The sequence below is a fragment of the Mycobacterium sp. FW102-FHT13B02 genome (assembly GCF_058790275.1).
Window position 1 is genome coordinate 424,487 of record NZ_JBYTCM010000004.1, and the last position, 25,430, is coordinate 449,916.

A 25,430-nucleotide genomic window follows, 5' to 3' on the forward strand; every position below is an offset into this window, starting at 1 on the left:
CCACTCGAAAGCCCCGTGTGAGGCTGGTGTAACACGTCGGAAACGCAGTCGCCGCGAGCTGGAAACGCCGCCGATACATCCTCGTCAAGATTGTTGAAGGAGTCCCACGTGCAAGGCATCGATCCCGCCGCCACAGCCTGGCTGCTCGCCAGCACCGCCCTGGTCCTGTTGATGACCCCGGGTCTGGCCATTTTCTACGGCGGCATGGTCCGCACGACCGGCGTGCTCAACATGATCATGATGAGCTTCATCTCGATTCCGCTGGTCACGGTGGCGTGGCTGCTGCTTGGGTACACGCTGTCCTTCTCGAACGGCGACGGCTTCCTCGGCAACCTCGAACACTTCGGCATGCTCGGCATCACCCCCAGCACCACCCACGGCACCGTGCCGGAGCTGTTGTTCGCGACCTTCCAGCTGACCTTCGCGATCATCACCGCAGCCCTGATCAGCGGCGCCATCGCCGACCGCGCTAAGTTCTCGGCGTGGATGGTGTTCGTCCCGATCTGGGCCATCGCGGTCTACAGCGTCATCGCGCACTGGGTCTGGGGCCCGGACGGCTGGCTCGCCAAGATGGGCGCGCTGGACTACGCGGGCGGCCTGGTCGTCGAAATCGCGTCGGGCGCCTCGGCGCTGGCGCTGGCCATCGTGTTGGGCCCGCGCATCGGCTTCAAGCAGGACGCCATGCGTCCGCACAACCTGCCGTTCGTGCTGCTCGGCGTCGGCTTGCTGTGGTTCGGCTGGTTCGGCTTCAACGCCGGCTCGGCGCTGGCCGCCAACGGCACCGCCGCGGCGATCTTCCTGAACACCCTGGTCGCCGGCTGTCTGGGCATGCTCGGCTGGCTCACGGTCGAGCAAGTGCGTGATGGCAAGCCGACGACGTTCGGTGCGGCGTCAGGCGTCGTGGCCGGCCTGGTCGCGATCACCCCGTCGTGCGGCACCGTCAACACGCTGGGCGCGCTCATCGTCGGCCTGGCCGCCGGCGTGGTCTGCTCGTTCGCGGTCGGCCTGAAGTTCAAGCTCAACTACGACGACTCGCTGGACGTCGTGGGCGTGCACTTCGTCGGCGGCGTGGTCGGCGTCGTGCTGATCGGCCTGCTGGCCACCGACGTCATGACCGGTGGCGCCCGTGGCCTGTTCTACGGCGGCGGATTCACCCAGCTGGGCAAGCAGTTGCTGGCCATGGCCGTGGTCGCGGCGTACGCCTTCACCGCCACCTTTGTCCTGGGCAAGATCATCGACAAGGTGATGGGTTTCCGGGTCAGCGCCGAAGACGAAACCGCCGGCGTCGACTTCACCCAGCATGCCGAAACCGCCTACGCGGAGGGCGTGCACGGCCACCTGGGCCACCGCCGGCCGTCCGGTTCCAGCTCATTGACCGACCTCTTGAAGCAGCCGCGCCCGGACGCCGAGGACGCCTAAAAACTGCTTAGGTCATCTACGCCGAAGCCGGGTAGGGTTGAAATACCGGCATTGGCGGGACTCTGTCAGCCAGCGCCGCGGCCAGAACTGCATCGCGCCCATTGAGCCGGGGGAATCGGTAACGACTCCCCCGCTGTGCACGATGAAGTTTCTAGTTGTGGCCTGCACGACGGGGGATTCTCGGTGTCGGCCTAGATAGCGTAGCGAACACTATTGGAGGGTCAGTGGACATCGTTCTGGGTGTGTCTATGACGCCAACCACGGTACGTATGGCGCTGGTTGAGGGCGATAAGGCCGACGGTGAAATCGTCGACCACGATATTTTCGAAACACAGACGGCGGACGGTTCAGCAACGCCGGTCGAGCAGGTTGTCAGCGCCATCCTGGGTACTCGGGAGAGCGCCGAGGAGGGCGGCCACCACCTCAAATCGGTGGGTGTCGCCTGGACTGACCACGACGCTGCCGCGCAGCTGCGCGACGCGTTGGACGCCGCCGGCGTCAAGGACGTCATGATGGTCTCCGAGCTGCACGCCGCCGGGTCGCTGGCGCAGGCCGCCGGCCAGGCGGTCGGCTACTCGAGCACCGGTCTGCTGTTCGTCGACCGCGACACCGCGACCATGTCAGTTGTCGACCCTGACGGCGCCATCTCGAAAGTGCTCAGCCGCAGTCTGCACAGCACCGACGCCATGGCCGTACTCGGTGAGATGGCCGCGGCGGTCTCCGGTGCGGAGGCCCCGCCGCAGGGCATGTTCGTCGTCGGCTCCGGCGTCGACGTCACCGCGGTGCAGGCACACCTGGCCGAGCTGCTCGACATCCCGGTCAACGCCCCGGGCGACGCCGACTTGGCACTGGCCCGTGGTGCGGCGCTCGCTTCGGCCAGTGCGCCGATGTTCGACGCTGCGACCGCCGGCCTGGCCTACTCGGCCGCGCCGGGGGGTGTCGCCGCCGCGGCTCCGCTCGCGGCCCCGCTGCTGACGGCCGATGAGTTCGGTTTCGACGAGCTCGGCGACGCCCCGGTGGTCGCCGACCAGGGCCGCAAGCCCTTCCTGCTGGTCGGTAGCGCGCTCACCTCCATCTTCGTCGTCGGTGTTGTGGCCCTTGCTATTTCGCTGGCGGTGAGCATCCGCCCCACGGTTGATCAACGGCCCGCACCCGCGCAGGCCGCGATCGTGCCCAGTGCTCCGATTGCCGCACCCGTACCTCCGCCGGCGGCTGTCCCGCCGCCCGCGCCCGCCGCCGCGGTACCCGCCCCGGCTCCGGAAGTGCAGGCTCCCGCCCCGCGCCAGGTCGAAGCGCCGCAGGTGGTCAAGGAATCCGCGCCGCAGGTCCACGTGCCCGCGCCCGCCGCTCCGGCCCCGGCTCCGGAAGCCCCGGCGCCGGCTCCGGTCCCGGTCTCGATGCCTGATGTGCCGGCCGCGCCCGTCGACCCGCCGCCGGCGGCGCCCGCCCCGGCGCCGGTGGTGCTGCCGCCGCCCGTTATCGCGTTTCCCGCTCCGCAGCCGCCCGCCTGGAACCCGTGGGCACCGCGTCCGCGCCAGCCGCAGTGGGTGCCGACCGATCCGGGCAACAGCTACCCGGACTACCCGAGTCGCGGCGGCCGTGGATCCGGCGACGACGGTTACCCGGGTAACTACCCGGGCAACGGCTACCCCGGCAACCAGTACCCGGGCGGCTCGAGCGGTTACCCCGGCGACTATCCCGGGAACGGCAACGGAAAGAAGCCGAAGCCGAAGCCGAAGCAGCCGAACTGCTTCCTCATTTTCTGCGCACCGAGCTGACGGCTGCGGCAGGAGACTGTTTGTCACCTGCCGTTGGCTTGACGCTCAGTGTCGCGTAGCGCCGCGCTCATCGGGGCTGCCTATCAAGGCAGTATGAGATGCACCGTGTTCGGTACCGGCTACCTCGGGGCGACGCATGCCGCCGGTATGGCGGAGCTCGGCCATGAGGTCCTCGGCGTCGACATCGACCCCGGCAAGATCGCGAAGCTGGCGTCCGGTGACATCCCGTTCTATGAGCCCGGGCTGCGAAAGCTGTTGCGCGACAACATCGAGGCCGGGCGGCTGCATTTCACCACCGACTACGACGAGGCTGCCGAGTTCGGTGATGTGCATTTCCTCGGTGTGGGTACCCCGCAGAAAAAGGGGGAGTACGCCGCCGACCTGCGGCACGTGCAGTCCGTCATCGACACTCTGGTGCCGCGGCTACGCCGGTCCGCGGTGATCGTCGGCAAGTCCACCGTTCCGGTCGGCACCGCCGCCGAGCTCGGGGCGCGGGCCCGCGAGCTGGCGCCGGTCGGCGTCGACGTCGAGGTGGCCTGGAACCCCGAGTTCCTGCGCGAAGGCTTCGCTGTCAAGGACACGCTGCACCCGGACCGCATCGTGCTTGGTGTGCAAGCCGAATCGAAGCGCGCCGAAGCGGCGGTGCGTGAGCTGTACGCGCGAATCCTGGAACGGGGCGTGCCGTTCCTGCTCACCGACCTGCAGACCGCGGAACTGGTCAAGGTCTCCGCCAACGCTTTTCTGGCCACCAAGATTTCGTTCATCAACGCCATCGCCGAGGTGTGCGAAGCGGCCAACGCCGACGTCACCGTGCTGGCCGACGCGCTGGGCCACGACCCTCGCATCGGCCGGCGATTCCTCAACGCGGGCTTGGGGTTTGGCGGTGGCTGCCTGCCCAAGGACATCCGCGCCTTCATGGCCCGAGCCGGAGAGCTGGGCGCCGACCCCGCGCTGACGTTCCTGCGCGAAGTGGACAGCATCAACATGCGCCGGCGCACCCGGATGGTGGAACTGACCACCAAGGCGTGCCGCGGCACGCTGCTGGGCGCCAACATCGCGGTGCTGGGTGCGGCGTTCAAGCCCGAGTCCGACGACGTGCGCGACTCGCCCGCCCTGAACGTGGCGGGCATGCTGCAGCTCAACGGCGCTGCCGTCAACGTCTACGACCCCAAGGCCATGGACAATTCGCGACGGGTCTTCCCGACGCTGAACTACTCCACGTCCGTCATCGAGGCGTGCGACCGCGCCGACGCCGTGCTGGTCCTGACCGAATGGCAGGAGTTCCTGGACCTGGACCCCGAGCAGCTGGCGGCGACCGTGCGCGCGAAAGTGATTGTCGACGGCCGCAATTGCCTCGACGTCGCGAAGTGGCAGGGCGCGGGCTGGCGGGTGCACGCGCTGGGGCGCAATCTGACCGCCTGATTTACGACTGCAGTATGTAGCCCGGCGCCATGGGGCGTGCTTAAGCTCGGCTTCATGACCATGCGCCAACGTCTCAACTGGTTCGCGCTGCACGCCGTCATCCGCCAGCTGGCCCGCTACGGCGCGCGTCACGGTGACCTGCAGGGGACTCTCATCGCTGACCCCGCGGTTCGGGCGGACCCGGGCGCATTCGCCGACGAGCTGCGCAGCCGCGGCCGGATGTACCGCGGCCGCGCGGCGTGGATGACCGCGGATCACGCTCTGGTGCATCAGATTCTGCGGTCCGACGATTTCACGGTCACCCAGATCGGCGGCGCCCTGCCCGGTGCCCTCGGCTGGCTGGAGGGCAAGACCACCGTCAAAGGCCGGTTGCATCCGCTCCTGCCGCCGTCGCTGCTGTCGGTCGACGGAGAGCAGCACACGCGCTACCGCAAGACCGTGTCCGCGGTGTTCACCACGCGGGCCGTGGCGGCATTGCGCGAACGGGTGCAGCAGGCCGCAACGCAGCTCATCGACGAGCTGGCGGCGGGTGCCACCGTCGACGTCGTAGAGAGCTACTGCTCGCAGCTGCCGGTCACCGTGATCGCCGACATCCTCGGGGTGCCCGAGCACGACCGGCCGCGCATCCTGGAATTCGGTGAACTGGCCGCGCCCAGCCTGGACATCGGGCTGACGTGGCAGCAGTACCTCAGCGTGGAACACGGCTTGGACGGGTTCAACACCTGGCTCAGCGACCACATCCGCGCGCTGCGGGACAACCCCGGCGACGACCTCATGAGCCAGCTGATCGCCGCCAGCGACGGTGGTGCCCGGCTCAACGACGAAGAGCTGCGCGCCACGGCCGGGCTGGTGTTGGCGGCGGGCTTCGAGACCACGGTGAACCTGCTGGGCAATGGCATCCGAATGCTGCTGCAGCACCCCGATCAACTGGCGCTGGTGTTGGCGCAGCCCGACCTGTGGCCCAATGCGGTCGAGGAGATCTTGCGGCTGGATTCGCCGGTTCAGCTCTCGGCACGTATCGCGAAGGTCGACGTCGACATCGCCGGCTACCACGTGTTGGCCGGCCAGCCCGTCATTCTGTACCTCGCCGGCGCCAATCGGGACCCGGCCGTCTTCCCCGATCCGCACCGCTTCGACGTCACCCGCGACAACGCGGGCAAGCACCATTCGTTCTCCGGTGGACGGCACTTCTGCCTCGGCGCCGCGCTGGCCCGGTCAGAGGGCGAAGTGGGGTTGCGGACGTTCTTCGAGCGGTTCCCCGAGGCGCAGCTCGCAGGGCCCGGCACGCGGCGCGATACCAGGGTGCTGCGCGGTTGGGCGGCATTGCCGATCGCACTCGGGCAGGCGCGCGCAGCGGTACCGTCGTGAAATGGCCTTGCGCACAGCCCTGATCGAGGAAACCGCCGCCTTCGGCAACATCATTCGCACCGCTGATCTCGATACCGAGGTACCCACCTGCCCGGGGTGGACACTCAAGCAACTGCTCAAGCACGTCGGACGTGGCAACCGATGGTGCGCGCAGATCGTCGCCGACCACATGAAAGAGCCACTCGATCCCCGCACGGTGCGCGACGGGAAACCACCCGAGGACCTCGACGCCGCCATCGACTGGCTGAACGCCTCTGCCCTGGCCCTGATCGACGCCGTCGAGCACGTCGGGTCGGACGCGAAGGTGTGGACATTCCTCGGGCCGAGGCCGGCCGGGTGGTGGATCCGGCGCCGGCTCCACGAGCAGACGGTCCACCGCGCCGATGCTGTTCTGGCGCTGGGCCTCCCGTTCATCCTCGATCCGGAGTTGGCGGCCGACGGGGTGACCGAGACGCTGGAACGGGTGGTGCTGATGGCCGCGGCGGCTAATCCGCCGCTCGAGCGCGGACGGTCGCTGCACCTGCACGCCGCGGAATCCGAGCTGGGCCCGACCGGCGAGTGGCTGGTGGTCAACGACGAGGACGGCCTGAACTGGTCGCACCAGCACGCCAAAGGTGATGCGGCAGTGCGTGGTCCGGTCTCGGGGCTGCTCCTGGCGGTCACGCGCCGCCAGACGGTCGAGGAGGCCGGCCTGGAGGTGATCGGCGACGCGGCTGTGTGGCAGCGCTGGGTGGATCACTCGGCATTCTGAGGCTCGCCCGCCGACGATGAAGTAGCGTCTAATCATGACGACTTCCGAGATCGCGACGGTCCTGGCGTGGATCGACGCCCTCAACGACAGGGACCTGGACACGCTCGACAAGCTGTCCAGCGGCGATATCGAGATCGGTGACCCGAACGGGGCCACCCAGGGGCGGAATGCGTTGCGGGCCTGGGCGACCGACCTCGACGAGAAGGCCACGGCCGGCCGGATGTACGTGCACGACGGCGTCGTGGTGGTCGAGCAGACCATCACCGGCGGCGGCGCCGACCGTCAGATCGCGACGGCTTTCCGGGTGGTCCACGACCACGTCACCTCGGCCTTCCGGCACGACGACCTGGCGTCGGCACTGGCGGCGACGGAGCTCATCGAGTCGGACGCGGTGTAGTTCCGCGACCGGGCGTCCGGTTGACCGGCTGTCTCTCTGCACAACTCTCGCCGGGAGCCGTCAACTTTCCTTGACCGTCAAGGAAAGTTGACGGCTTCAGATCGAACATGTGAGGGGAGCGGGGTCAATCCGCAGCGTGTCGCGGTGTAGCCAACACCGCCGCGATGGCGGTGGTGAGCGGAACGGACAGCGCCAGCGCGATGCCGCCGACCGCTGACCGCGCGATCTCGATGGCCACGCTCTCGCTCGTCAGCACATCGCCCAGCGACCGGTTGGCCACGCTGAACAACAGCAGCAGTGGGAGCGCGCTGCCCGCGTAGGCCAGCACCAGCGTGTAGACGGTGCTGGCGATGTGGTCCCGTCCCACCCGCATGGCGCCGGTGAAGATGGCCCGCCGGGACGCGCCGTGTTCGGCCAGTTCGAAGGCTGTCGACGCCTGCGTGACGGTGACGTCGTTGAGCACACCCAGGGAGCCGATGATGAAGCCGGCGAGCAGCAGACCGGTGATCGAGACCGACCCCATGTAGGCCGCGATCTCGTTGTTCTGGTCTTCCGACAGCCCGGTCAGGTGCGCCAATTCAATTGCCGCCCAAGACAACACCGCAGACAGCAGCAGTGAGCTCAACGTACCGAGCAGGGCGGCGCTGGTCCGCAGGCTGACCCCGTGCGCCAGGTAGATCACGGCGTACAGGATCACCGACGACGCGACGAGGGCCACCGGGATGGCCGGGCCGCCGTCGCGCAGGGCGGGCAGCAGGAACATCGTCAGCACCATGAACGCGACGGCAATGCCGACCAGGGCCCGCAGGCCGCGCCAGCGTGCCACCGCGACGACCACCACGGCGAAGACGGCGGCCAACGCGATCAGCGGCCAGGTGCGCTCGAAGTCGAAAAAGGCATAGGTGGTGGTGCCGGAGTCGTCGACCTGGCGCGTCACCCGGATGTGATCACCGGCGGCCAGATGCGGCTGGCCCGGGCCGGTGCTGAACTCCAGCAGGGTGTTGGCGCCGGAGTTCGGGCCGGAGTCGATCCCGATCAACGACTGCACGCACGTCCCCCCACCGGGCGGTGCGGTGACCGGCGCCGAGGTCAGTACCGCGCCGACCGACGGGCTGCCGCAGTTGTTCTTCCCAGTCGACACCACGTGCCCGGCTTCGGTGCTGACGGCGCCGCCGTGAGCGTTCTGGAACGGCAGCGGGATGTCGACGGCCTTGCCATGCGGCCATAGGACCACGGCGCCGATCACGGTGGCCAGCCCGATCACCGCCAGGAGCCCGACGACGATCTTCGCTGCCAGGGGGCTCAACGGCGCCGGGCCGGAACTGTGCGAGTGGGTATGCGAGTGCGCCACCCGAGTCAGCCTAGGGGCCAGGCTGAGGGTTCGTTCATAGCGGGACTACTGGCGGTAGCTCGCCAGGAAGTTGCCCAGCCGCTCGATGGCCTTGGCCAGGTCCCGGGCCCACGGCAGCGTCACGATGCGCAGGTGATCCGGTGTGGGCCAATTGAATCCAGTGCCCTGGGTGAGCAGGATCTTCTCCTGCAGCAGCAGGTCGAGCACCAATTGCTCGTCGTCCCGGATCTCGTGGACCTCGGGGTCCAGTCGCGGGAACGCGTACAACGCCCCCGCGGGCTTGACGCACGACACCCCGGGAATCTCGTTCAGCTTCTGCCATGCGACATCGCGCTGCTCGAGCAGGCGGCCGCCGGGCAGGATCAGGTCCTCGATGCTCTGGTGTCCACCGAGCGCCACCTGAATGGCATGCTGCGCAGGCACATTCGGGCACAGCCGCATGTTCGACAGCAGGCTGATGCCCTCGAGGAAGCTGGAGGCGTGCTCCTTGGGGCCGGTGATGGCCAGCCAGCCGGACCGGTAGCCGGCGACGCGGTAGGCCTTGGAGAGGCCGTTGAACGTCAGGCACAGCATGTCGGGCGCCACCGTCGCCATGGGGATGTGCTTGGCGTCGTCGTAGAGGATCTTGTCGTAGATCTCGTCGGCCAGCAGCAGCAACTGGTGCTTGCGGGCCAGATTTGCGATGGACTCCAGCGTCTCGCGGCTGTACACCGCGCCGGTGGGGTTGTTCGGGTTGATCACGACGATCGCCTTGGTGCGGTCGGTGATCTTCGATTCCAGGTCGGCGATGTCCGGGTTCCAGCCCTGCGTCTCGTCACACAGGTAGTGCACCGGGGTGCCGCCGGCCAGCGCGGTCGACGCCGTCCACAGCGGGTAGTCCGGTGCCGGGATCAGTACCTGGTCGCCGTTGTCGAGCAGCGCCTGCAGCGTCATGGTGATGAGCTCGGAGACGCCGTTGCCCAGGAACACGTCGTCGACGTCGAACCGGGGGAAGCCCTCGACGAGCTCGTAGCGGGTGACCACCGCACGGCGCGCGGACACGATGCCCTTGGAGTCCGAGTAGCCCTGCGCGTAGGGGAGGGCGGCGATCATGTCGCGCATGATCACGTCCGGTGCCTCGAAGCCGAACGGCGCCGGGTTACCGATGTTGAGCTTGAGGATCCGGTGGCCCTCGGCCTCGAGCCGCGAAGCCTGCTCGTGTATCGGGCCACGGATCTCGTAGAGGACGTCCTGCAGTTTGGTCGACTGCGCAAACGTCCGCTGATTACGCGGATGGCCGCCGTGCCATGTGCGGTCAGCGGGTACCTGGTGGGTGGTCACGGTTTCCATGCTCTCATCGGTGTCGAATTCTTTTGCCCATCTGCGATCAGGGCCACATATGCCAATGGCCAGCTACGACGCTCCTGAGGCGGGTCGTAGCTGGCCATTGCGGTGTACTTCGGGTTACCGCTTACCGGGGCGCCGTGCGCCCGGCTTCATGCCCAGTCCGACGACCGGCGGTTCCGGCTTGGCCTCCGCCGCCGGGGCGGCGGGAGCGGCAGGAGCGGCCGGAGCCTCGGCAGCAGGTGCCTCAGCTGCCGGAGCCGCCGCTGCCGGAGCAGCAGCCTTCTTGGCGCCCGGACGCTTGGCGCCCGCGGCCAGACCCAGGCCCTTCACCGGTGCCGCGGGTGCGGCCGGAGCCTCGGCAGCGGGTGCCTCAGCCGCGGGAGCAGCCTCGGCGGCCGGGGCCGCTGCCGGAGCAGCAGCCTTCTTGGCACCCGGACGCTTGGCGCCCGCGGCCAGACCCAGGCCCTTGGCCGGTGCGGCCGGAGCCTCGGCAGCAGGTGCCTCGGCAGCCGGAGCGGCGGCGGCCGGAGCCGCAGCCTTCTTCGCACCCGGACGCTTGGCAGCCATGCCCAGGCCGGTGACCGGCTTGGCAGCGGACGGAGCGGCAGCCGCAGGTGCCTCGGCGGCCGGAGCGGCCTCAGCGGCAGGAGCAGCCGGTGCCGGAGCGGGCTTGGGGGCTTCCTTGGCTTTCTGGGCGGCCTTCTTCTCGGCCAGTGCTGCGGAAGCCTTTGCCGCCGTGCCCTTTTCGGGCAGGGTGACCGTGCTGGTGTCCAGCGAGTTCAGCAGCAGCTGAGCGACGTCGAGCACCTCGGTCTTCTCGATGCTGCGGGTGGCGGCCACGTCGTCGACGCCGTCGCTCATCATCACGCGGCAGAACGGGCAGCCGGTCGCGATCGCCGAGGCACCGGTGTCGACGGCCTCTTCGGCACGCTCGGTGTTGATGCGCTTGCCGATGTGCTCTTCCATCCACATGCGGGCACCACCGGCACCACAGCAGAGGCCACGGTCAGCGTGGCGGGGCATCTCGGTGAGGACGGCACCGGCAGCGCCGACCAGCTCACGCGGGGCCTCGTACTCCTTGTTGTGCCGGCCGAGGAAGCAGGGGTCGTGGTAGGTGACCTCTTGGCTGGCCGACGACACGGGGATCAGCTTCTTGTCCCGCACCAGGCGGTTCAGCAGCTGCGTGTGGTGCACGACGGTGTAGTTGGCGCCCAGCTGCGGGTACTCGCGACCGATCGTGTTGAAGCAGTGCGGGCAGGTGACGACGATCTTGCGCTTGGCGGCATCGACGCCCTCGAACAGCTCGTTGATGGTCTCGACGTTCTGCGCGGCGAGCTGCTGGAACAGGAACTCGTTACCGGCGCGGCGGGCCGAGTCACCGGTACAGGTCTCGCCGGTGCCCAGCACCAGGAACTTCACGCCCGCGGTGGCGAGCAGCTCGGCGACGGCCTTGGTGGTCTTCTTGGCGCGGTCCTCGTAGGCACCGGCGCAGCCGACCCAGAACAGGTACTCGAAGCCGTCGAAGCTCTCGACGTCCTGGCCGTAGACCGGGATGTCGAAGTCCAGTTCGTCGATCCAGGTGGTGCGCTCCTTGGCGTTCTGGCCCCAGGGGTTGCCCTTGAGTTCCAGGTTCTTGAACAGCACGCCCAGCTCGCCGGGGAACTCGGACTCGACCATGACCTGGTAGCGGCGCATGTCGACGATGTGGTCGATGTGCTCGATGTCCACCGGGCACTGCTCGACACAGGCACCGCAGTTGGTGCAGGACCACAGCACGTCGGGGTCGATCACGCCGCCCTGCTCAGCGGTCCCGACCAGCGGGCGCAGCGCCTGCTCGGGGCCCGAACCCTCGATACGGGCGAAGCCGTCCTCGGGCACACCGTGCCCGTGCAGGCTGGTGCCGAGCGCGGCGAAGTCGACCGAGCCCTCTTCCGGCATCGGCTTGCCCTCGATGATGTACGGCGCCTTGGCGAACAGGTGATCGCGCAGGTTCATCATGACGAGCTTGGGGGACAACGGTTTTCCGGTGTTCCACGCCGGGCACTGCGACTGGCAACGACCACACTCGGTGCAGGTCGCCATGTCGAGGTTGGCCTTCCAGGTGAAGTCCTCGATACGGCCGCGGCCGAACACCGCGTCCTCCGCGGGGTCGTCGAAGTCGATCGGCTCGCCCTGGTACTCCATCGGCAGCAGCGGGCCCAGGCCATCGGGCAGCCGCTTGAAGGTGACGTTGATGGGGGCCAGACCGATGTGCAGGTGCTTGGAGTGCAGCACGATCAGCAGGAAGACCAGCATGACACCGATGTGCGCCAGCAGCGCGATGGTCTCGATCCAGACGTTGGCGGTGTGGCCCAGCGGAGCCAGCAGCGCGGCCATGCCGTCGGAGAAGAACGCGCCGTTCTGGTACGGGAAGTGCTCGCCGAGAACGTTGACGGCGGCACCGCGGAAGATTGCGTAGGTCAGGATGACCAGGAAGATCATGATGAGGATCTCCCACGCGCCACCGTTGTGCGAGCCGTAGAACCGCGACTCACGCCCGATGTTGTCGGGGTTCTTGGTCAGCCGGATGATCGCGAAGACGATGATGCCGGCCAGCACGGCCAGGGCGAAGAAGTCCTGCAGGAAGCCCAGGACGGCCCAGTGTCCGACGAACGGGATGGCGAACTTCGGGTTGAACAGGACGCCATAGGCTTCCAGGTAGACCGAGGCGAGGACGAAGAAGCCCCACATGGTGAAGAAGTGCGCGATACCGGGGATCGACCACTTCAGCAGCTTCGACTGGGCGAAGACTTCCTTGTTCTGGTTCAGGAAGCGGCGGGCCAGATCGTCCTTGCGGCCACGTTCGTCGCCGAGCTTCTGCCCGGAGCTGATCAGCTTGGTCAGCCACAGGACGCGCTTGGCGGCGAACCCCAGGACGATGACCGTTGCCAACAGCCCGATGACCAGCCTGGCCACGTCGAGCGTGTGTTCGAGATTCTCCACCGCGCCTCTCCCAGTTATGTAGCTACCGGCCGGTAACTTATTGAGGTTACTAGCCAGTAACTTAAGCTAGATGCCTGCTCATAGTCGCATCCTGGCCAGAACGCACGCTAGCAAGGCTGTCCTAACTTGAGCTGCGGCTACGGGGTCCACTTTTTGCCGCGAATCCCGCCTTCCCGGGCATGTGTGCCGCGCTTCCTTATATAGGGAGTGGGTCAGGCTTTCTCGACGAGCAGCGCGCGCAGCATCGACAGCATCTCCGACCGTGATTCGGCCCCCAACCTGCGGCGAATGCGGGCGACATGGTGTTCGACGGTCTTCGCTGAGATCAGCAGCCGGGCGCCGATATCGCGATAGGGCATGCCTTGCAGCACCAGTTCGGCGACCTCGCGTTCCCGGTCGGACAGCCGCGTCCAGGCCGGTGTTGCGGCGGAAGTGGCCCGAGCGTCACCCGAGGCGGGCGGGGGTGTGGTGTTGCGCACATCTGCGCCCTGACGAGGAATAGCCGGGGCTGCGAGCTCGATGGGATCGGCCGCGGCCTCGAGGGCCGCGTCCTGCTTGAGGTCGCGCGCCAGCTGCAACATGGCACCCGAGATCTTGCCGTCGGCCGAATGCAGCGCCGCCTGACTTGCCAGTCGCGTCGCATCCCACGTCAACCCGAACCGGGCCAGCCCGCGGGCGGCCGCCGTCACCTCCGCGGCATCGACGCCGTCGGCCAGGACCCGGAGCCAGGCGCGACCGGCGCCGGCCAGCGCGGTGGCGTACGCGCCGTGCGCCCCCTCGGCCCGGCTGGCGGCGGCCAGGGCCTGCCCGTGCGGCGCGACGGCCTCGGGCGCGTTGGCCAGAATTCCGGCGTGCACGCCCGCCCAATGAAGCGGAACGGCCCACAGCGCCGGATTGCCGGTGGCCCGCAGCAGCCCGAAGGCCTCGGCGAGGGGCTGACGCAACTGATCGATCTGCTGCAACCGAGCCGCGGCCACCCACAACTCACCCAGCGGCAGGAGTGCGAACAGGTCCAGGGAGTACTCGGCCAGCACCTCCATGGCCGCATACCAATGTTTCTGCAGGGCGCCGGTATCGCCGCTGCGCCGTGCGACGGCGGTCTGCAGCGCGGTGAACCACAACGCGTCGCGGCGGTGCAGGTCCGCGGCCTCTGTTGGGCTCAATGACGGGACCGCGGAATCGAGTTGGCCGTCGAGCATCCGGATCCAGCCGAGCAGCAGCCGGTGACGCAGATGGGAGAAGCCCTGGTTGGCGCCGGTTCGGACGGCTCGGCCGATGACGCTGCGGGCGCGGACGGCGTCGCCGCCGTGCAGCGCGACCAGGCTCAGCAGCGCGGCGGGGCTGTCGGGCGAGACCGCGTGAACACCGTTGGTGGAGCCGACGGCCTGCGTCAGCCGCGCCATCGCCACCCCGAACGGCTGGTCGAGCGTCAGCAGCATGCCCTCTGCCATGCCACGGGCCGCACGCGCGGAAGACGTTGGCGGCATGGAGTTCTCGGCCTGCAGGCACGTGCGGGCCAGCTCCGCGTCGGCCGTGGCGACCCCCACCACGGCACCCGCGGCGGCGACGAACGGATCGGGATTGGGACCGAGCCACCGGAACAGATCCGCGGCGTGGGCGGCGGCGCCGTCGTGCATGGCGACACTGGCCGCGATGCGCACTGCCTGGGCCCGGACGTCGGCGTCCTCGGCGGTGAGCAGTTCGTCTGCCAGGGTGCCCGCGGTGGCACAGTCACCGGTGACTGCCAGGGCGTCGGCGAGGTGCACATCCGCCGGGGCGGTGCCGGCGCGGGCCGCGGCGCGGTACAGCCGGGCGGCCTGTCGGGGCTCGGCGGGCGCGGCACGCTGGATCAGCTCGGCCGCCAGCAGGTCGTCGACCGTGCCATGCTCGGCCAGCTTCAGCGCCAATTCGGTTGACAGCGTGGCTGATTCGATTTGCGAACGCAGCAGCCGGGATTCGGTCTCGCGATGCCGCGCGGCGCCGACCAGTTGGGTGAGGCACCGGTGCAGCGTGTCGGTGAACCGCGGGTGCAGCGAGGCGGACAACAGGCCACTGGCGCGGGCCCGGTCCATCAGTACGGCCGCGGCGTCGCCTGGCAGCTGCAGGGCGGCGGCGATGTCGTCGGGCCCCAGTTCCGGGCTGAGCGAACACAACAACAACGTGTCCAACAGGTGCTCGTCCAGCCGGCGCAACCGCTCGCTCAACGCGACCGAAGCGGCCCGGGTCGGATCGCCGCCCGAGGCCAGGGCGGACAGCGCCGAGTACACCAGCAGCGGGATGCCCCCGGTAGCGGCGAGCAGTCCGGGTACCTGATTGCCGGCGACGCCGGCCCGGGCCAGCGCCTCGTGGATCTCGCGAGGTGTCATGGGCGCCAGCTGAATCGGCGGATGTTGCCGGCTCAACGTGGTGGTGAGGGCATTGAGCGCACGCTCGTGCGCCAACGGCTCGGCGCTGACCACGACGGTGCGGCCCGGATCTCCGGCCAGCTCGGTCAGGACGTCCAATTCGGCCGGCGAGAGCAGCTGGGCATCGTCGATGACGATAGCCGCGTCCGGCGCTTCACCGGGCTTCGGTACCCGGGCCAGCATCGCGGTTCCATTGGCCCGCAACGTCTTTCGCACCGCTTCCAGCGCGGTGGTCTTGCCGCTGCCGATTCCGCCGAGCACCAGCGATGTGCCGGCTGCCGCGGTCATTGGCTGGTCGATGCCGAGGGTTGTGCGGTGATGGGCACCGACGCGGTGACCACCGATGCCGACGGGGCAGACCCGGTTTCGACCGCCGCGGAGGCCGTCTTGGGCGGCTGCTGCGCCGTGGCCTGCGTGGTGGGGGCCTGCGTCGTCGGCTGAGCCGTCGGCGTCTGGCTGCTCGGTTTGGTGGTCGGCTGCTGTTGCGTCGTGGTCGGCGGCGGCTGCGTGGTGGTGGGCGGCTGCGTCGTCGTCGGCGGTTGGGTTGTCGTCGTCGGCGGGGTGGTGGTGGTCGGTGGCGTCGTGGTTGTGGTGGTCGTCGTCGACGGAGTGGTCGTCGTGGTGGTGGTCGTGGTGTCGGTGGTGGTTGTGGTGGTCGTCGTCGAGCTGGTGGTCGACGGATCGGTGGTCGTCGTGGTCGTCGGCGGTGGCGTAGTGGTGACCGGGTTGGTCACCGTCGACGTCTCCACCTGGCCATTCGGATTCGTCTGCGTCACAACGGACTTCGTGGCCTTGTAGGTGCTCGTGGTGATGGAGCCGTCAGGGCCGGTGATGGTGGTGGTGACGTCGACCGTCACCGGACCCGACTGGGTGTCGTTGCTGGTGAGCCCGACCGCGGCCCAGCTGCCACCGGCAACCAGGAACGCCGCCGCGGCAGCGCCGAAGAGCAGCGGTGGGCGCCGGTACCAGGGCAGCGGCGCCACGTCGGGCAGGTTGTCCTCTTCTTCGTGGGCGAAGTCCATCGCCGGCCGGGCCGTGGTCTCGCCGAAAGGCGCTGCCTCGGCGTAGCCCGTCGCGAAATCCGCGGGGTAGTCCGCGCCGACGGCGGCACCGGGTTCCTCGTCGTCAGACCAGGCCAGCGACGGCCCGACGGTCGAGGACGGGTTCGCGTCCGCCGGCGGCACCGGAGCAGCCATGGTGGCGGGGCCGCCCGCCCAGCCCGCGGGGCCGGCCGCCCAGCCCATCGTGGGCGCCATTCCCGTCGGGGCGTCGGCGCTCATGGTGCTCTGGTCGACAAACGGTGCGCCGCCGGCCGCGGTGAGGGCGGGCTGCGGCGAGGTCACCACCGGAACCCGGAAGTGCTCTGAAAGTCGTTGGGTGACAATCGGAATCGAGGCGCCGCCGCCGGCGGTCGCCAGGGCCGTCAGGACGCCGGCGGGAATCTGGTTGCGCTGCAGGGTGTCCTGGACGACGGCGACCAGCCCGGCGAGGGCCGGCTCCAGCAGTCGTTCCAGCTCTGGGCGGGTGATGCGCAGCGCCGACGCGAAACCGGGCAGGTTGGCGTTGACCGACGTCGCCGTCTCCGACGACAACCGCTCTTTGGCCTGCCGGCACTGGTCACGCAGCTGGGACAGTGAGCCGACCGCCGCCGTGCCGGCCGGGTCCGCGTCGGCGGACTCGGTGATGCCGGCGATGACGTGGTTCAGCAGCGCCTGGTCCACCAAGTCGCCGGAGAACTCCGGGTAGCGCACCGTCTCGCCGATCTGGCTCAGGGTCGCGGCGTCGGCGAGGGTGACGCTGGTGCCGCTACCACCGAAATCGCAGAGCGCCACCACGCCGTGGTCAGGTAGCCCGGGCCCGGCTTTGAGGCCGGCCAGCGCTGCGGCCGCGTCGGAGACCACCGGTGCGGCCGCCAGGCCGGGCTTGCCGCGCAGGGCGGCGGTGAGTGCGCCGATGGTCGACATCCCCCAATGGGCGGGGGCGGCGATGACGATGGGGCTGCCGCCGCCCACGGTCCGGGCCATGGCATCGAGAGCCTCGGCCAGGACGGCCTCGCCGCGATGCGCCGAACCGTCCGGGGCGATCAGGGGAATGGGGTCGCCGACGCGCTCCACGAAACCGGTCAGCACCAGGCCGCCGGGCTGCGCGGGGATGCCGACTTCGGCGGGCCGATCCGGGTACAGGGACAGGATGGCGCGACGGCTCACCGGCGGTCGCCCGGCCGGCACGGCCACCAGGTTGGTCTGGCCGATCGACAAACCGAGCTCGTTGCTCATAAACGTCCACTCCTTCGATGCGCTGCCAAGCTCAGGCCACCCTATGTGCTGGCGGCCTAGGGGTGGGACACAATCCCCTAACGATTGGTGAATCCCTAATGGGCGTGCCCCTAATGGCAGGTGTCGGGTACTGGGGTCAGCACCGATCTCTGGGGGCTATATCGGCGATAGCATCGAAATAGTTATCGAGGCGTATCCAGAAGGGAGTAGGTGCCGTGGCAAATCCGCTACTGGATTTTGTCATGTCGGTGGTCCGTGATCCCGACGTGGCAGCTCACTACGCCGCCGACCCCGCCGGTGCCATCGCCGACGCCAACCTCACCGGGGTCACCACAGCGGACGTCGCGCACCTCATCCCGGTGGTGTCCGAATCCCTGGGGACGGTGTCCGCCGCGGCCGGTGGCGTGCCGACCGCCGGATTCGACGATCCCGGCGTCAACGTCTGGACCAGTGGTGCCGCCACGGCGGCCTTCGACGCCTTCGATGCCGTCAACACCCACGTGCCGACGGTCGTGTCCCCGCACGTGATTTCCGATCCTGACCTGGGTGGATTCGCCAGTGCACCGGACCTTCCGGTGCACACCGCCGTGCCGGACCTGGCCGTGTCCGACGATCTGGGCCTGCACAACGACATCCCGGTCGTCGACGCCGGGCACCTCTCGGATCCGGGTGCATTCGACTGGCATCCCGTCGATACCGCGGACCCGCTCGAGCACCATCAGGGCTTCGACTTCTTCAGCTGAGCACCGCACACCCGACAAACGCCGGTGGCCGCCATGGCCACCGGCGTTTTGCGTTCTCTCATCCCGTCCTCAGCAAACACCCTAGTAATCCCCTAATCCCCTAATAGGGGGAGCTGTGGGACCCCACTATGTTCCGTTGGGGGTAGGGGTGGTCGCCCCGTTTGCAGGGTTCTTGCCGGCCCCTAACGTTGTTGTCAGTTCGCCGGACAGACGCGAAGGCGACCCGAACTTCACAAGAGCAAGACCCCAAAGAAAGGGACTCCAATGACCAGCCTGATCGAATTCATCATCGACCTGTTCCGCTTCCCCACCGTCGCGAGCTCGTTCGTCGCGAACCCCGAGCAGACCATGCGCGACGCCGGCCTCGCCGGTGTCACCTCCGCACAGCTGGCTTCGGTGGCCGCCAGCGCGGTGCCCGCCGGCGTCGTGCTCGGTGGCGGCGACCCGGTCGTCGGCCTGCAGAACGCGGTCTCGGACTACTACAGCATGTCCTCGCCGTTCTCCCCGCAGACCGGCTTCGTCTCGCAGCCGACCTTCGCTCCCAACACCGACTTCGCGAGCAACAACAACGTGCCGGTGGCCAGCGGCAACAGCATCCCGGTCCTGAGCCCCGACCAGCACGCCGGCGCCAATGCCCAGCAGGGTGCCTTCAACCTGGGCTTCGGTGACATCACCCTCGGCGGCAGCCACGTCCAGCAGGGCGACGGCGGCGTGAACATCGCCGGCAACAACCACGGTGACATCGCCAGCGGCAAGGGTGCCGTGCAGGGCGACGGCAACACCGTCACCAACGGCGACATCCTCACCGGCAGCCACTCCCCGGTGATCGTCGGGACCGGCAACCACGCGACCGACAACTCGCAGACGGCCGGCGGCCACATCATCCAGGGCAACTCCGGCCCGGTGGTCAACGACGTCAACACCGGTGGTGGCAACGGCGGCGGCGCCAGTGCCGGCGGCGGCCTGATCGGTGGCGGTCACGCCAGCGGCGGCAGCGGTGGTAGCGGTGGCAACATCGTCATCAACGACGGCAACACCTCGTCGACGCACGTCGGTGGCAACCAGACCACGGTCGGCCACGACCTGGGCAGCGGCAACAGCAGCGTGATCGACGACTCGTCGCACTCCTCGACCGTGAACACGAGCCTGAACAGCGGGAACACTGCCAACACCAGCATCGGTAGCGGCAACAGCACCCACACCAACATCGGCAGCGGGAACACCACCCACACCGATCTGAGCTCCGACAACTCGGTGCACAGCACGGTCGCCGACAGCTCGGTGCACGAGGCCAGCATGAACACCTATGCACCCGTCGAAACCCACACCACCACCGACATGAGCCACACCACCCACATCGATCCGCACATGCACTGATCGATCGCGACAAACCGTCCGGCGGGGCCTCTTGCAGGCCCCGCCGGATGTTTGCGCATACCGTTGGTTATCGAGCATGCAGTCGAGGAGAGTCCAGTGACGCAACCCAACGAGGCGAATCCGCGGCCGGTCGCGGTGATCGTCGAGTTGATCGACCACACCAGCCGGATCGCGGGCCTCAATGACCGCGATGACCTGGCGCAGCGGTTGCTGGCGGCCAAGACGCGGATCAGCGATCCGCAAATCCGGGTCGTGATCGCCGGGCAGCTCAAGCAAGGCAAGAGCCAGTTGCTGAACTCGTTGCTGAACATGCCCGTGGCCCGCGTCGGGGATGACGAGAGCACCGTGCTGACCACCGTCGTCCACTACGGCGACGCGGCGGCTGCGGAACTCGTGCTGGCGCCGACCGATGGTGCGCTGGAGCCGAGCGTCGTGGCCATCCCACCCAACCAACTGTCGGCCGATCTGCGGCAGGCCCCGCAGGCCCAGGGCCGTCGGGTGCTGCGCGTCGAGGTGGCGGCGCCGAGCCCCATGCTCAAGGGCGGACTCACCTTCGTCGACACCCCGGGCGTCGGCGGGCTGGGCCAGCCCCACCTGTCGGCCACCCTAGGGCTGCTGCCCGACGCAGACGCCCTCCTGATGATCAGCGACACCAGCCAGGAGTTCACCGCGCCCGAGCTGACGTTCATCCGGCAGGCCCTCGAAATCTGCCCGGTGGCAACGATTGTCGCCACCAAGACCGACCTATACCCGCACTGGCGGGAGATCGTCGCGGCCAATACCGCACATCTGCAGCGCGCGCGGCTGAACGTGCCCGTGGTGCCCGTGTCGTCGGCGCTGCGCACCCACGCGCTGGCGCTGAACGACAAGGAACTCAACGACGAATCCAACTTCCCCGCGATCATCAAGTTCCTCACCGACAAGGTGCTCAGTCGCGAGAACGACCGGATCAAGGACGAGGTCGTCACCGAAATCCACGCGGCCGCAGAACATCTCACCCTCGCCGTGTCCACGGAGTTGGCCGCGATCAACGACCCCGACAAGATCGAGCGCATCAAGGCGGAGCTGGAGCAGAAGAAGGACGACGCCCAGAACGCGTTGCAGCAGACCGCATTGTGGCAGCAGGTGCTGAACGACGGCATCGCCGACCTGACCGCCGACGTCGACCACGACCTGCGCAACCGGTTCCGCAACATCACCGCGCACACCGAGCGCATCATCGACGGCTGCGACCCGACCCAGCACTGGGCCGAGATCGGCGCAGAGTTGGAGAACGTGGTCGCCACCGCGGTCGGCGACAACTTCGTCTGGGCCCACCAGCGCGCCGAGGCGCTGGCCGCCGAGGTGGCCCGCACCTTCGTCCAGGCCGGGCTGGATTCGGTGGAACTGGCCGAGGTCAGGGCCCGCGACATGGGCGCCGGCCTGGGCGACTTCAACCCCGTGGCGCGGCTCGAGTCCGAGCCGATCAGGGCCGGGCACAAGGTGATCACCGGGATGCGCGGGTCCTACGGCGGTGTGCTGATGTTCGGCATGCTGACCTCGTTCGCCGGGCTGGGTATGTTCAACCCGCTGTCACTGGGTGCCGGACTGGTACTGGGCCGCAAGGCCTACAAGGAAGACATGGAGAATCGCATGCTGCGCGTGCGGGGCGAGGCGAAGATGAACGTCCGCCGGTTCGTCGACGACGTGTCGTTCGCCGTCGGCAAGGAGTCGCGGGACCGGCTGCGAAACATCCAGCGCCACTTGCGGGATCATTACCGCGAAATCGCCAACCAGACCACGCGATCGCTCAACGAATCGCTGCAGGCAACCCTTGCCGCAGCGCAGATCGAAGCGGGTGAACGCGACAACCGGGTGCGGGAACTGGAGCGGCAGTTGAACATTCTGCGTCAGGTCATCGACAACGCGGTGAAGCTGACTCCGGCACTCGCGCGGTGAGTACCAGCGCACGCGTCCGCGCCATCCTGGGCGGCGTCATGTCGGCCTATCGGTCCGACCCCATCTACCAGCACCGCCCGCAGGCCCTGGCCGAACTGGACTGGATCGCCCGTCGGCTGGACCAGCCGATCCGCATCGCGTTGGCCGGCACGCTCAAGGCCGGCAAGTCGACGTTGGTGAATGCGCTTGTGGGCGAGGAGATTGCGCCCACCGACGCCACCGAGGCCACCCGCCTGGTCACCTGGTTCCGGCACGGTCTGACACCGCGCGTGACGGCCAACCACCGCGACGGCCGCCGCACCGACGTGCCGATCACCCGCGATGGCGGCCTGACGTTCGACCTCGCGCGGTACTCCGGCGCGCAGGGCGCGGCCAACGTGGGGGACATCGTCGACCTCGACGTGCAGTGGCCCGCTGCCGAATTGGAACAGATGACCATCATCGACACGCCGGGCACGTCCTCACTGTCGCGTGACGTCTCCGACCGGACCCTGCAACTGTTGGTGCCGCGCGACGGGGTCCCTCGGGTGGACGCCGTCGTGTTCCTGCTGCGCACCCTCAATGCGCCAGACATCGCGCTGCTCAAGCAGATCGGGGAACTCGTCGGCAGCGGCTCGGGCGCCCTGGGCGTGATCGGGGTCGCGTCGCGGGCCGACGAGATCGGGGCCGGACGCATCGACGCGATGATGTCGGCCCGCGAGGTGGCCACCCGGTTCACCACGGAACTGGACCGCACTGGCGTGTGTCAGGCTGTCGTCCCGGTATCGGGATTGCTGGCGCTGACCGCGCGCACGCTACAGCAGAGTGAGTTCGCGGCGCTGCAGAAACTGGCCGCCCTGGACGGCGACGCTGCCGCCGCGCTGACCAAGGCCATGTTGTCGGCGGATCGCTTTGCCCGGCAAGATGATTCGCTGCCGGTGGACGCCATCACGCGAGCCGGGCTGCTGGACCGGTTCGGCATGTTCGGGATCCGGATCGCCATCGCGGTCCTGCGCGCCGGTGTCACCGACTCGGTGGGGCTGGCCGACGAGCTCCTGGACCGCAGTGGGCTGGTGGCCCTGCGCGACGTCATCGACCAGCAGTTCGCGCAGCGCGCCGACATGCTCAAGGCGCACACCGCGTTGCGCTCGCTGCGCCGCTTCGTGGAGGACAATCCCATCTACGCGACTCCGTTCATCCTGGCGGACATCGACCCGCTGCTGGCCGACACGCACGCGTTCGAAGAATTGCGCTTACTCGGTCAATTACGTTCCCGGCCAACCACATTGAACGACGATGAAATGGCTTCGCTGCGCCGCATCATCGGCGGTTCGGGCACCGACGCGGCGAGCCGGCTGGGGCTGAGCAACGATGCGCCGTATGACGGTCCGCGGGCAGCCTTCGCGGCGGTGCAGCGGTGGCGCCGACGGGCCGATCATCCGCTGAACGATCCCTTTACCGCACGCGCCTGTCGGGCCGCTGTGCGTAGTGCCGAGGCGTTGGTGGCCGACTATGCGGCGCAAGGAAGGTGAGATATTCGTGATCGTTGGCCAAGCGGTACCCTGCGCGGCTACCGTTTGCGGGTGGCTCAATCGTTTGACCCCTTCGGACTGGTAGGACGCGCGGTCGACGCTGCTCGTCTCGGCCTGGATGTGTATAGCTGGACCGAGCAGCAGATCGTCGGCGCCCTGCGCAAAGGCCTCAACGAACTTGAACCGGAAGACACCGAAGACGACGTCTCGGCAGCTGATACGTATGTGTCGACGCCTTCGAGCACCAAGCCGGCGGCCACCGACGACTCGCTCAACTCCAAGATGAGCCAGCTGCTGAACCGGGCGCTCGACCAGAACACCGCCGGCAGCCAGACCGAGTTGTACCACCATCTGTTGGATCAGCTGGTCGCCGACGAGGCCCGCATCGTCGGCGCGCTGTCCGACGGCTCGGTCTCTCCTCTGGTCAACGTGTTCGACCGAACCCGCAAGGCAGTCCTGGAGAACGCGGCCCTGGTGGGCCGGACCGCGAACGTCGCGCTGCCACAGATGACGCCGCAGTACGTCGGGCATTTGCTGGCACTGCGCCTCGTGGAGATCGGTCCGGAGGATTCCGCGCTGAAAACCGAGTACGAGGTGTTGATGGCTGAGACCATCGTGCTCAGTGCGATCAAGGCCGCGTCGAAAGGCCCGCTGCCCGCAAAGGTGGAGAAGCTGACCCTGACGCTGTCGCCGCTGGGCCGGTCGCTGTGGGCCGCCGCTACCGCGGAGGACGACCAGAACGGGTGGCACTGATGTCTTTGACCGAGATCCTCACTGACTTCCGTGCCCACTGGATCATCTACTTCTCCATGCCGCTGGTGGCCGCGTTCGTCGGCTGGAGCACCAAGATCGTCGCGATGGAGATGATCTATCGGCCGCTGGAGTTCAAGGGCATCGGGCCCATCGGCTGGCAGGGCATCATTCCGCGGCGCGCCGGCAAGGTCGGCTCGACCACGATCGAGTTGCTCACCTCGAATCTGCTCAAGCCCGAGGAACTGGTCTCCCGGATCGACGCCAAGGAGGCCGTCGAGGTGCTGCGTGAACCGCTGGCGGCGTCGATCAACGACATCGCGCGCGACGTCGCCGAGGAGATCCGCCCGGGTCTGTGGGATTCCCTGCCCGAGGCCGGGCGGCAGGCGATCCTGAACCGCATCCACTCCCAGGCGCCGCGCATCACCGAGAAGATGCTGAACGAGATGCAGGCGGACCTGAGCCGGTTCGTCGACCTGCAGTTCCTCTCTGTCACCACGCTGGTGCGCAACAAGGAGAAGCTCAACAAGCTGATGCGCGGCCTGTCCGACGACGCCATGGCGTTCGTCCGGCGCAGCGGCATCTACTTCGGCCTGATCATCGGTACCGCCCAGATGTTCGTGTGGGCCATCTTCAAACTGCCGTGGATCATGCCGGCCTTCGGTTTCGGTATCGGCCTGGTCAGTGACTACATCGCGTTGAACATGCTGTTCCGGCCCATCAAGCCGACGAAGTTCCTGGGCTTCATCAAGTTCCAGGGGCTGCTACATGCGCAGCGCGAGAAGATCACCGCGGATTACGCCCGTATCTTGTCCGAAGACCTGTTCGCGCCGGACATCCTGTTCGACGGGATTCTCAAGGGCCCGGGTGCGGACAAGCTGTTCTCCATGGTCGCCCGCGAGGTCGAACTCGCGATCGACAGCGAAGTCGGTGGGTGGACGGGCACGGTCGTGAAGTTCGCGGTCGGCACGGCGAAGTACAACGCGCTGAAGGACAAGGTCGTCGAACTCGTCGTCGAGCGGCTGCCGGCCACGCTGCTGGACGCCCAGGACTATGCCATGAGCAAGATCGACCTCGAGCAGACCATCATCGACAAGATGAATCAGCTCTCCAACGAAGAGTACGAGTCGATTCTGCGGCCGGTGTTCAAGGACGACGAGCCGTTGATGGTCGCCATCGGTGCCATCCTCGGTGGCTGCGTCGGTGAGCTCCAGGTGCTGATGATCGAGTTCTTCACGCACTAGTGCTGCGGCTGCGGCAATACCGTGGTGTGCGGCCTCGACGTGAACGGGTAGGGCCAGCGCGGGTCGGTGGTCGTGTGACTCTGCCGTGACTGGGTGATCGACGTTTCGGTCGACGTCGTCGTGGTGTCCGTGGCGGGCGGCAGGTCGATGTCGGTAGTGGACGGCGGCGTTGTCGACGAGCTGGTGGTCGCTGAACTCGTCGTTGTGCTCGCCGCCGTGCCCGGGGTGGTCGAGCTATCGATGATGACGGGCACGGGTGCCGGCTGCGGCTGGTTGTAGTGCCGCGTCAGCCACGCGCCGGCGAAGTACAGCAGGCCGATGGCGATGAGCGCGGCGATGCTGGCGCCGACGACGTGCGGAGTGCGCTCATGCCACGGCCGCTCGGTCATGGC

The 25,430-nt window shown here is 68.1% G+C and carries 18 protein-coding genes; 12 read left to right on the plus strand and 6 right to left on the minus strand.

The window, feature by feature from the left end; all coding sequences use genetic code 11:
* The first annotated feature begins 108 nt into the window (after nt 1-108).
* The 6 genes from AC3WTE_RS10080 to AC3WTE_RS10105 all read left to right on the plus strand — a co-directional run bounded on the left by AC3WTE_RS10080 (nt 109) and on the right by AC3WTE_RS10105 (nt 7,135).
* Nucleotides 109-1,419, plus strand: coding sequence for an ammonium transporter (locus tag AC3WTE_RS10080; RefSeq protein WP_459368029.1), 1,311 nt, complete (start codon nt 109-111; stop codon nt 1,417-1,419).
* Nucleotides 1,420-1,643: 224 nt separating this feature from the next.
* Nucleotides 1,644-3,197 carry a DUF7159 family protein gene (locus AC3WTE_RS10085; RefSeq protein ID WP_492437310.1) on the plus strand — a complete coding sequence of 518 codons (1,554 nt, stop codon included), beginning with the start codon at nt 1,644-1,646 and terminating at the stop codon, nt 3,195-3,197.
* A gap of 93 nt (nt 3,198-3,290) precedes the next feature.
* Complete coding sequence (locus AC3WTE_RS10090; protein WP_492437311.1) at nt 3,291-4,619, plus strand: UDP-glucose dehydrogenase family protein; 1,329 nt, start codon at nt 3,291-3,293, stop codon at nt 4,617-4,619.
* Nucleotides 4,620-4,679: 60 nt separating this feature from the next.
* Complete coding sequence (locus AC3WTE_RS10095; RefSeq protein WP_492437363.1) at nt 4,680-5,987, plus strand: cytochrome P450; 1,308 nt, start codon at nt 4,680-4,682, stop codon at nt 5,985-5,987.
* Nucleotide 5,988: 1 nt separating this feature from the next.
* Nucleotides 5,989-6,738, plus strand: a complete 750-nt coding sequence (locus AC3WTE_RS10100) for a maleylpyruvate isomerase family mycothiol-dependent enzyme (RefSeq protein ID WP_492437312.1) — start codon at nt 5,989-5,991, stop codon at nt 6,736-6,738.
* A 34-nt stretch (nt 6,739-6,772) separates the two neighbouring features.
* Nucleotides 6,773-7,135: a nuclear transport factor 2 family protein gene (locus tag AC3WTE_RS10105; protein WP_492437313.1), complete on the plus strand. Its 363-nt coding sequence runs from the start codon at nt 6,773-6,775 to the stop codon at nt 7,133-7,135.
* Between the two features lie 124 nt (nt 7,136-7,259).
* On the opposite strand, the gene AC3WTE_RS10110 is transcribed toward AC3WTE_RS10105, so the two are convergent.
* The 5 genes from AC3WTE_RS10110 to AC3WTE_RS10130 all read right to left on the minus strand — a co-directional run bounded on the left by AC3WTE_RS10110 (nt 7,260) and on the right by AC3WTE_RS10130 (nt 17,475).
* A complete protein-coding gene (locus AC3WTE_RS10110) occupies nt 7,260-8,486 on the minus strand; it encodes a YibE/F family protein (RefSeq protein WP_492437314.1) in 1,227 nt (408 codons plus the stop codon).
* Nucleotides 8,487-8,531: 45 nt separating this feature from the next.
* Nucleotides 8,532-9,815, minus strand: a complete 1,284-nt coding sequence (locus AC3WTE_RS10115) for a pyridoxal phosphate-dependent aminotransferase (RefSeq protein ID WP_459368037.1) — start codon at nt 9,813-9,815, stop codon at nt 8,532-8,534.
* A gap of 114 nt (nt 9,816-9,929) precedes the next feature.
* Nucleotides 9,930-12,794, minus strand: a complete 2,865-nt coding sequence (locus AC3WTE_RS10120) for a heterodisulfide reductase-related iron-sulfur binding cluster (protein ID WP_492437315.1) — start codon at nt 12,792-12,794, stop codon at nt 9,930-9,932.
* A 212-nt stretch (nt 12,795-13,006) separates the two neighbouring features.
* Nucleotides 13,007-15,487: an isoniazid response ATPase/transcriptional regulator IniR gene (gene iniR / locus AC3WTE_RS10125; protein WP_492437316.1), complete on the minus strand. Its 2,481-nt coding sequence runs from the start codon at nt 15,485-15,487 to the stop codon at nt 13,007-13,009.
* Nucleotides 15,484-17,475, minus strand: coding sequence for an Hsp70 family protein (locus AC3WTE_RS10130; RefSeq protein WP_492437317.1), 1,992 nt, complete (start codon nt 17,473-17,475; stop codon nt 15,484-15,486). The genes iniR and AC3WTE_RS10130 overlap by 4 nt, the downstream gene beginning before the upstream one ends.
* A 215-nt stretch (nt 17,476-17,690) precedes the next feature.
* Here AC3WTE_RS10130 and AC3WTE_RS10135 point away from each other — a divergent pair, with 215 nt between their 5' ends.
* The 6 genes from AC3WTE_RS10135 (at nt 17,691) to AC3WTE_RS10160 (ending at nt 25,038) form a co-directional block, all read left to right on the plus strand.
* Nucleotides 17,691-18,218 carry an Rv0340 family IniB-related protein gene (locus AC3WTE_RS10135; RefSeq protein ID WP_492437318.1) on the plus strand — a complete coding sequence of 176 codons (528 nt, stop codon included), beginning with the start codon at nt 17,691-17,693 and terminating at the stop codon, nt 18,216-18,218.
* 264 nt (nt 18,219-18,482) lie between these two features.
* Nucleotides 18,483-19,595 (plus strand): IniB N-terminal domain-containing protein, encoded by a 1,113-nt coding sequence (locus tag AC3WTE_RS10140; protein WP_459368042.1) that lies wholly within the window; start codon nt 18,483-18,485, stop codon nt 19,593-19,595.
* A 96-nt stretch (nt 19,596-19,691) separates the two neighbouring features.
* On the plus strand, nt 19,692-21,533 hold the full coding sequence (locus AC3WTE_RS10145; RefSeq protein ID WP_492437319.1) for a dynamin family protein: 1,842 nt from the start codon (nt 19,692-19,694) through the stop codon (nt 21,531-21,533).
* Nucleotides 21,530-23,044 (plus strand): dynamin family protein, encoded by a 1,515-nt coding sequence (locus AC3WTE_RS10150; protein WP_492437320.1) that lies wholly within the window; start codon nt 21,530-21,532, stop codon nt 23,042-23,044. The genes AC3WTE_RS10145 and AC3WTE_RS10150 overlap by 4 nt, the downstream gene beginning before the upstream one ends.
* Nucleotides 23,045-23,095: 51 nt before the next feature.
* Nucleotides 23,096-23,797, plus strand: a complete 702-nt coding sequence (locus AC3WTE_RS10155; protein WP_492437321.1) for an Abi-alpha family protein — start codon at nt 23,096-23,098, stop codon at nt 23,795-23,797.
* Nucleotides 23,797-25,038: a DUF445 domain-containing protein gene (locus tag AC3WTE_RS10160; protein ID WP_459368046.1), complete on the plus strand. Its 1,242-nt coding sequence runs from the start codon at nt 23,797-23,799 to the stop codon at nt 25,036-25,038. The genes AC3WTE_RS10155 and AC3WTE_RS10160 overlap by 1 nt, the downstream gene beginning before the upstream one ends.
* Here the strand turns inward: AC3WTE_RS10160 and AC3WTE_RS10165 are convergent.
* On the minus strand, nt 25,035-25,427 hold the full coding sequence (locus tag AC3WTE_RS10165) for a hypothetical protein (protein ID WP_492437322.1): 393 nt from the start codon (nt 25,425-25,427) through the stop codon (nt 25,035-25,037). The genes AC3WTE_RS10160 and AC3WTE_RS10165 overlap by 4 nt on opposite strands.
* Between the last annotated feature and the right edge of the window lie 3 nt (nt 25,428-25,430).

Excerpts from the sequence above, each read along its gene's own strand:
- AC3WTE_RS10160 (WP_459368046.1), top strand. The coding sequence starts at position 23,797 with ATGTCTTTGACCGAGATCCTCACTGACTTCCGTGCCCACTGGATCATC.
- AC3WTE_RS10115 (WP_459368037.1), bottom strand. The coding sequence starts at position 9,815 with ATGGAAACCGTGACCACCCACCAGGTACCCGCTGACCGCACATGGCAC.
- AC3WTE_RS10130 (WP_492437317.1), bottom strand. The coding sequence starts at position 17,475 with ATGAGCAACGAGCTCGGTTTGTCGATCGGCCAGACCAACCTGGTGGCC.
- AC3WTE_RS10165 (WP_492437322.1), bottom strand. The coding sequence starts at position 25,427 with ATGACCGAGCGGCCGTGGCATGAGCGCACTCCGCACGTCGTCGGCGCC.
- AC3WTE_RS10090 (WP_492437311.1), top strand. The coding sequence starts at position 3,291 with ATGAGATGCACCGTGTTCGGTACCGGCTACCTCGGGGCGACGCATGCC.
- AC3WTE_RS10105 (WP_492437313.1), top strand. The coding sequence starts at position 6,773 with ATGACGACTTCCGAGATCGCGACGGTCCTGGCGTGGATCGACGCCCTC.
- AC3WTE_RS10100 (WP_492437312.1), top strand. The coding sequence starts at position 5,989 with ATGGCCTTGCGCACAGCCCTGATCGAGGAAACCGCCGCCTTCGGCAAC.
- AC3WTE_RS10140 (WP_459368042.1), top strand. The coding sequence starts at position 18,483 with ATGACCAGCCTGATCGAATTCATCATCGACCTGTTCCGCTTCCCCACC.
- AC3WTE_RS10095 (WP_492437363.1), top strand. The coding sequence starts at position 4,680 with ATGCGCCAACGTCTCAACTGGTTCGCGCTGCACGCCGTCATCCGCCAG.
- iniR (WP_492437316.1), bottom strand. The coding sequence starts at position 15,487 with ATGACCGCGGCAGCCGGCACATCGCTGGTGCTCGGCGGAATCGGCAGC.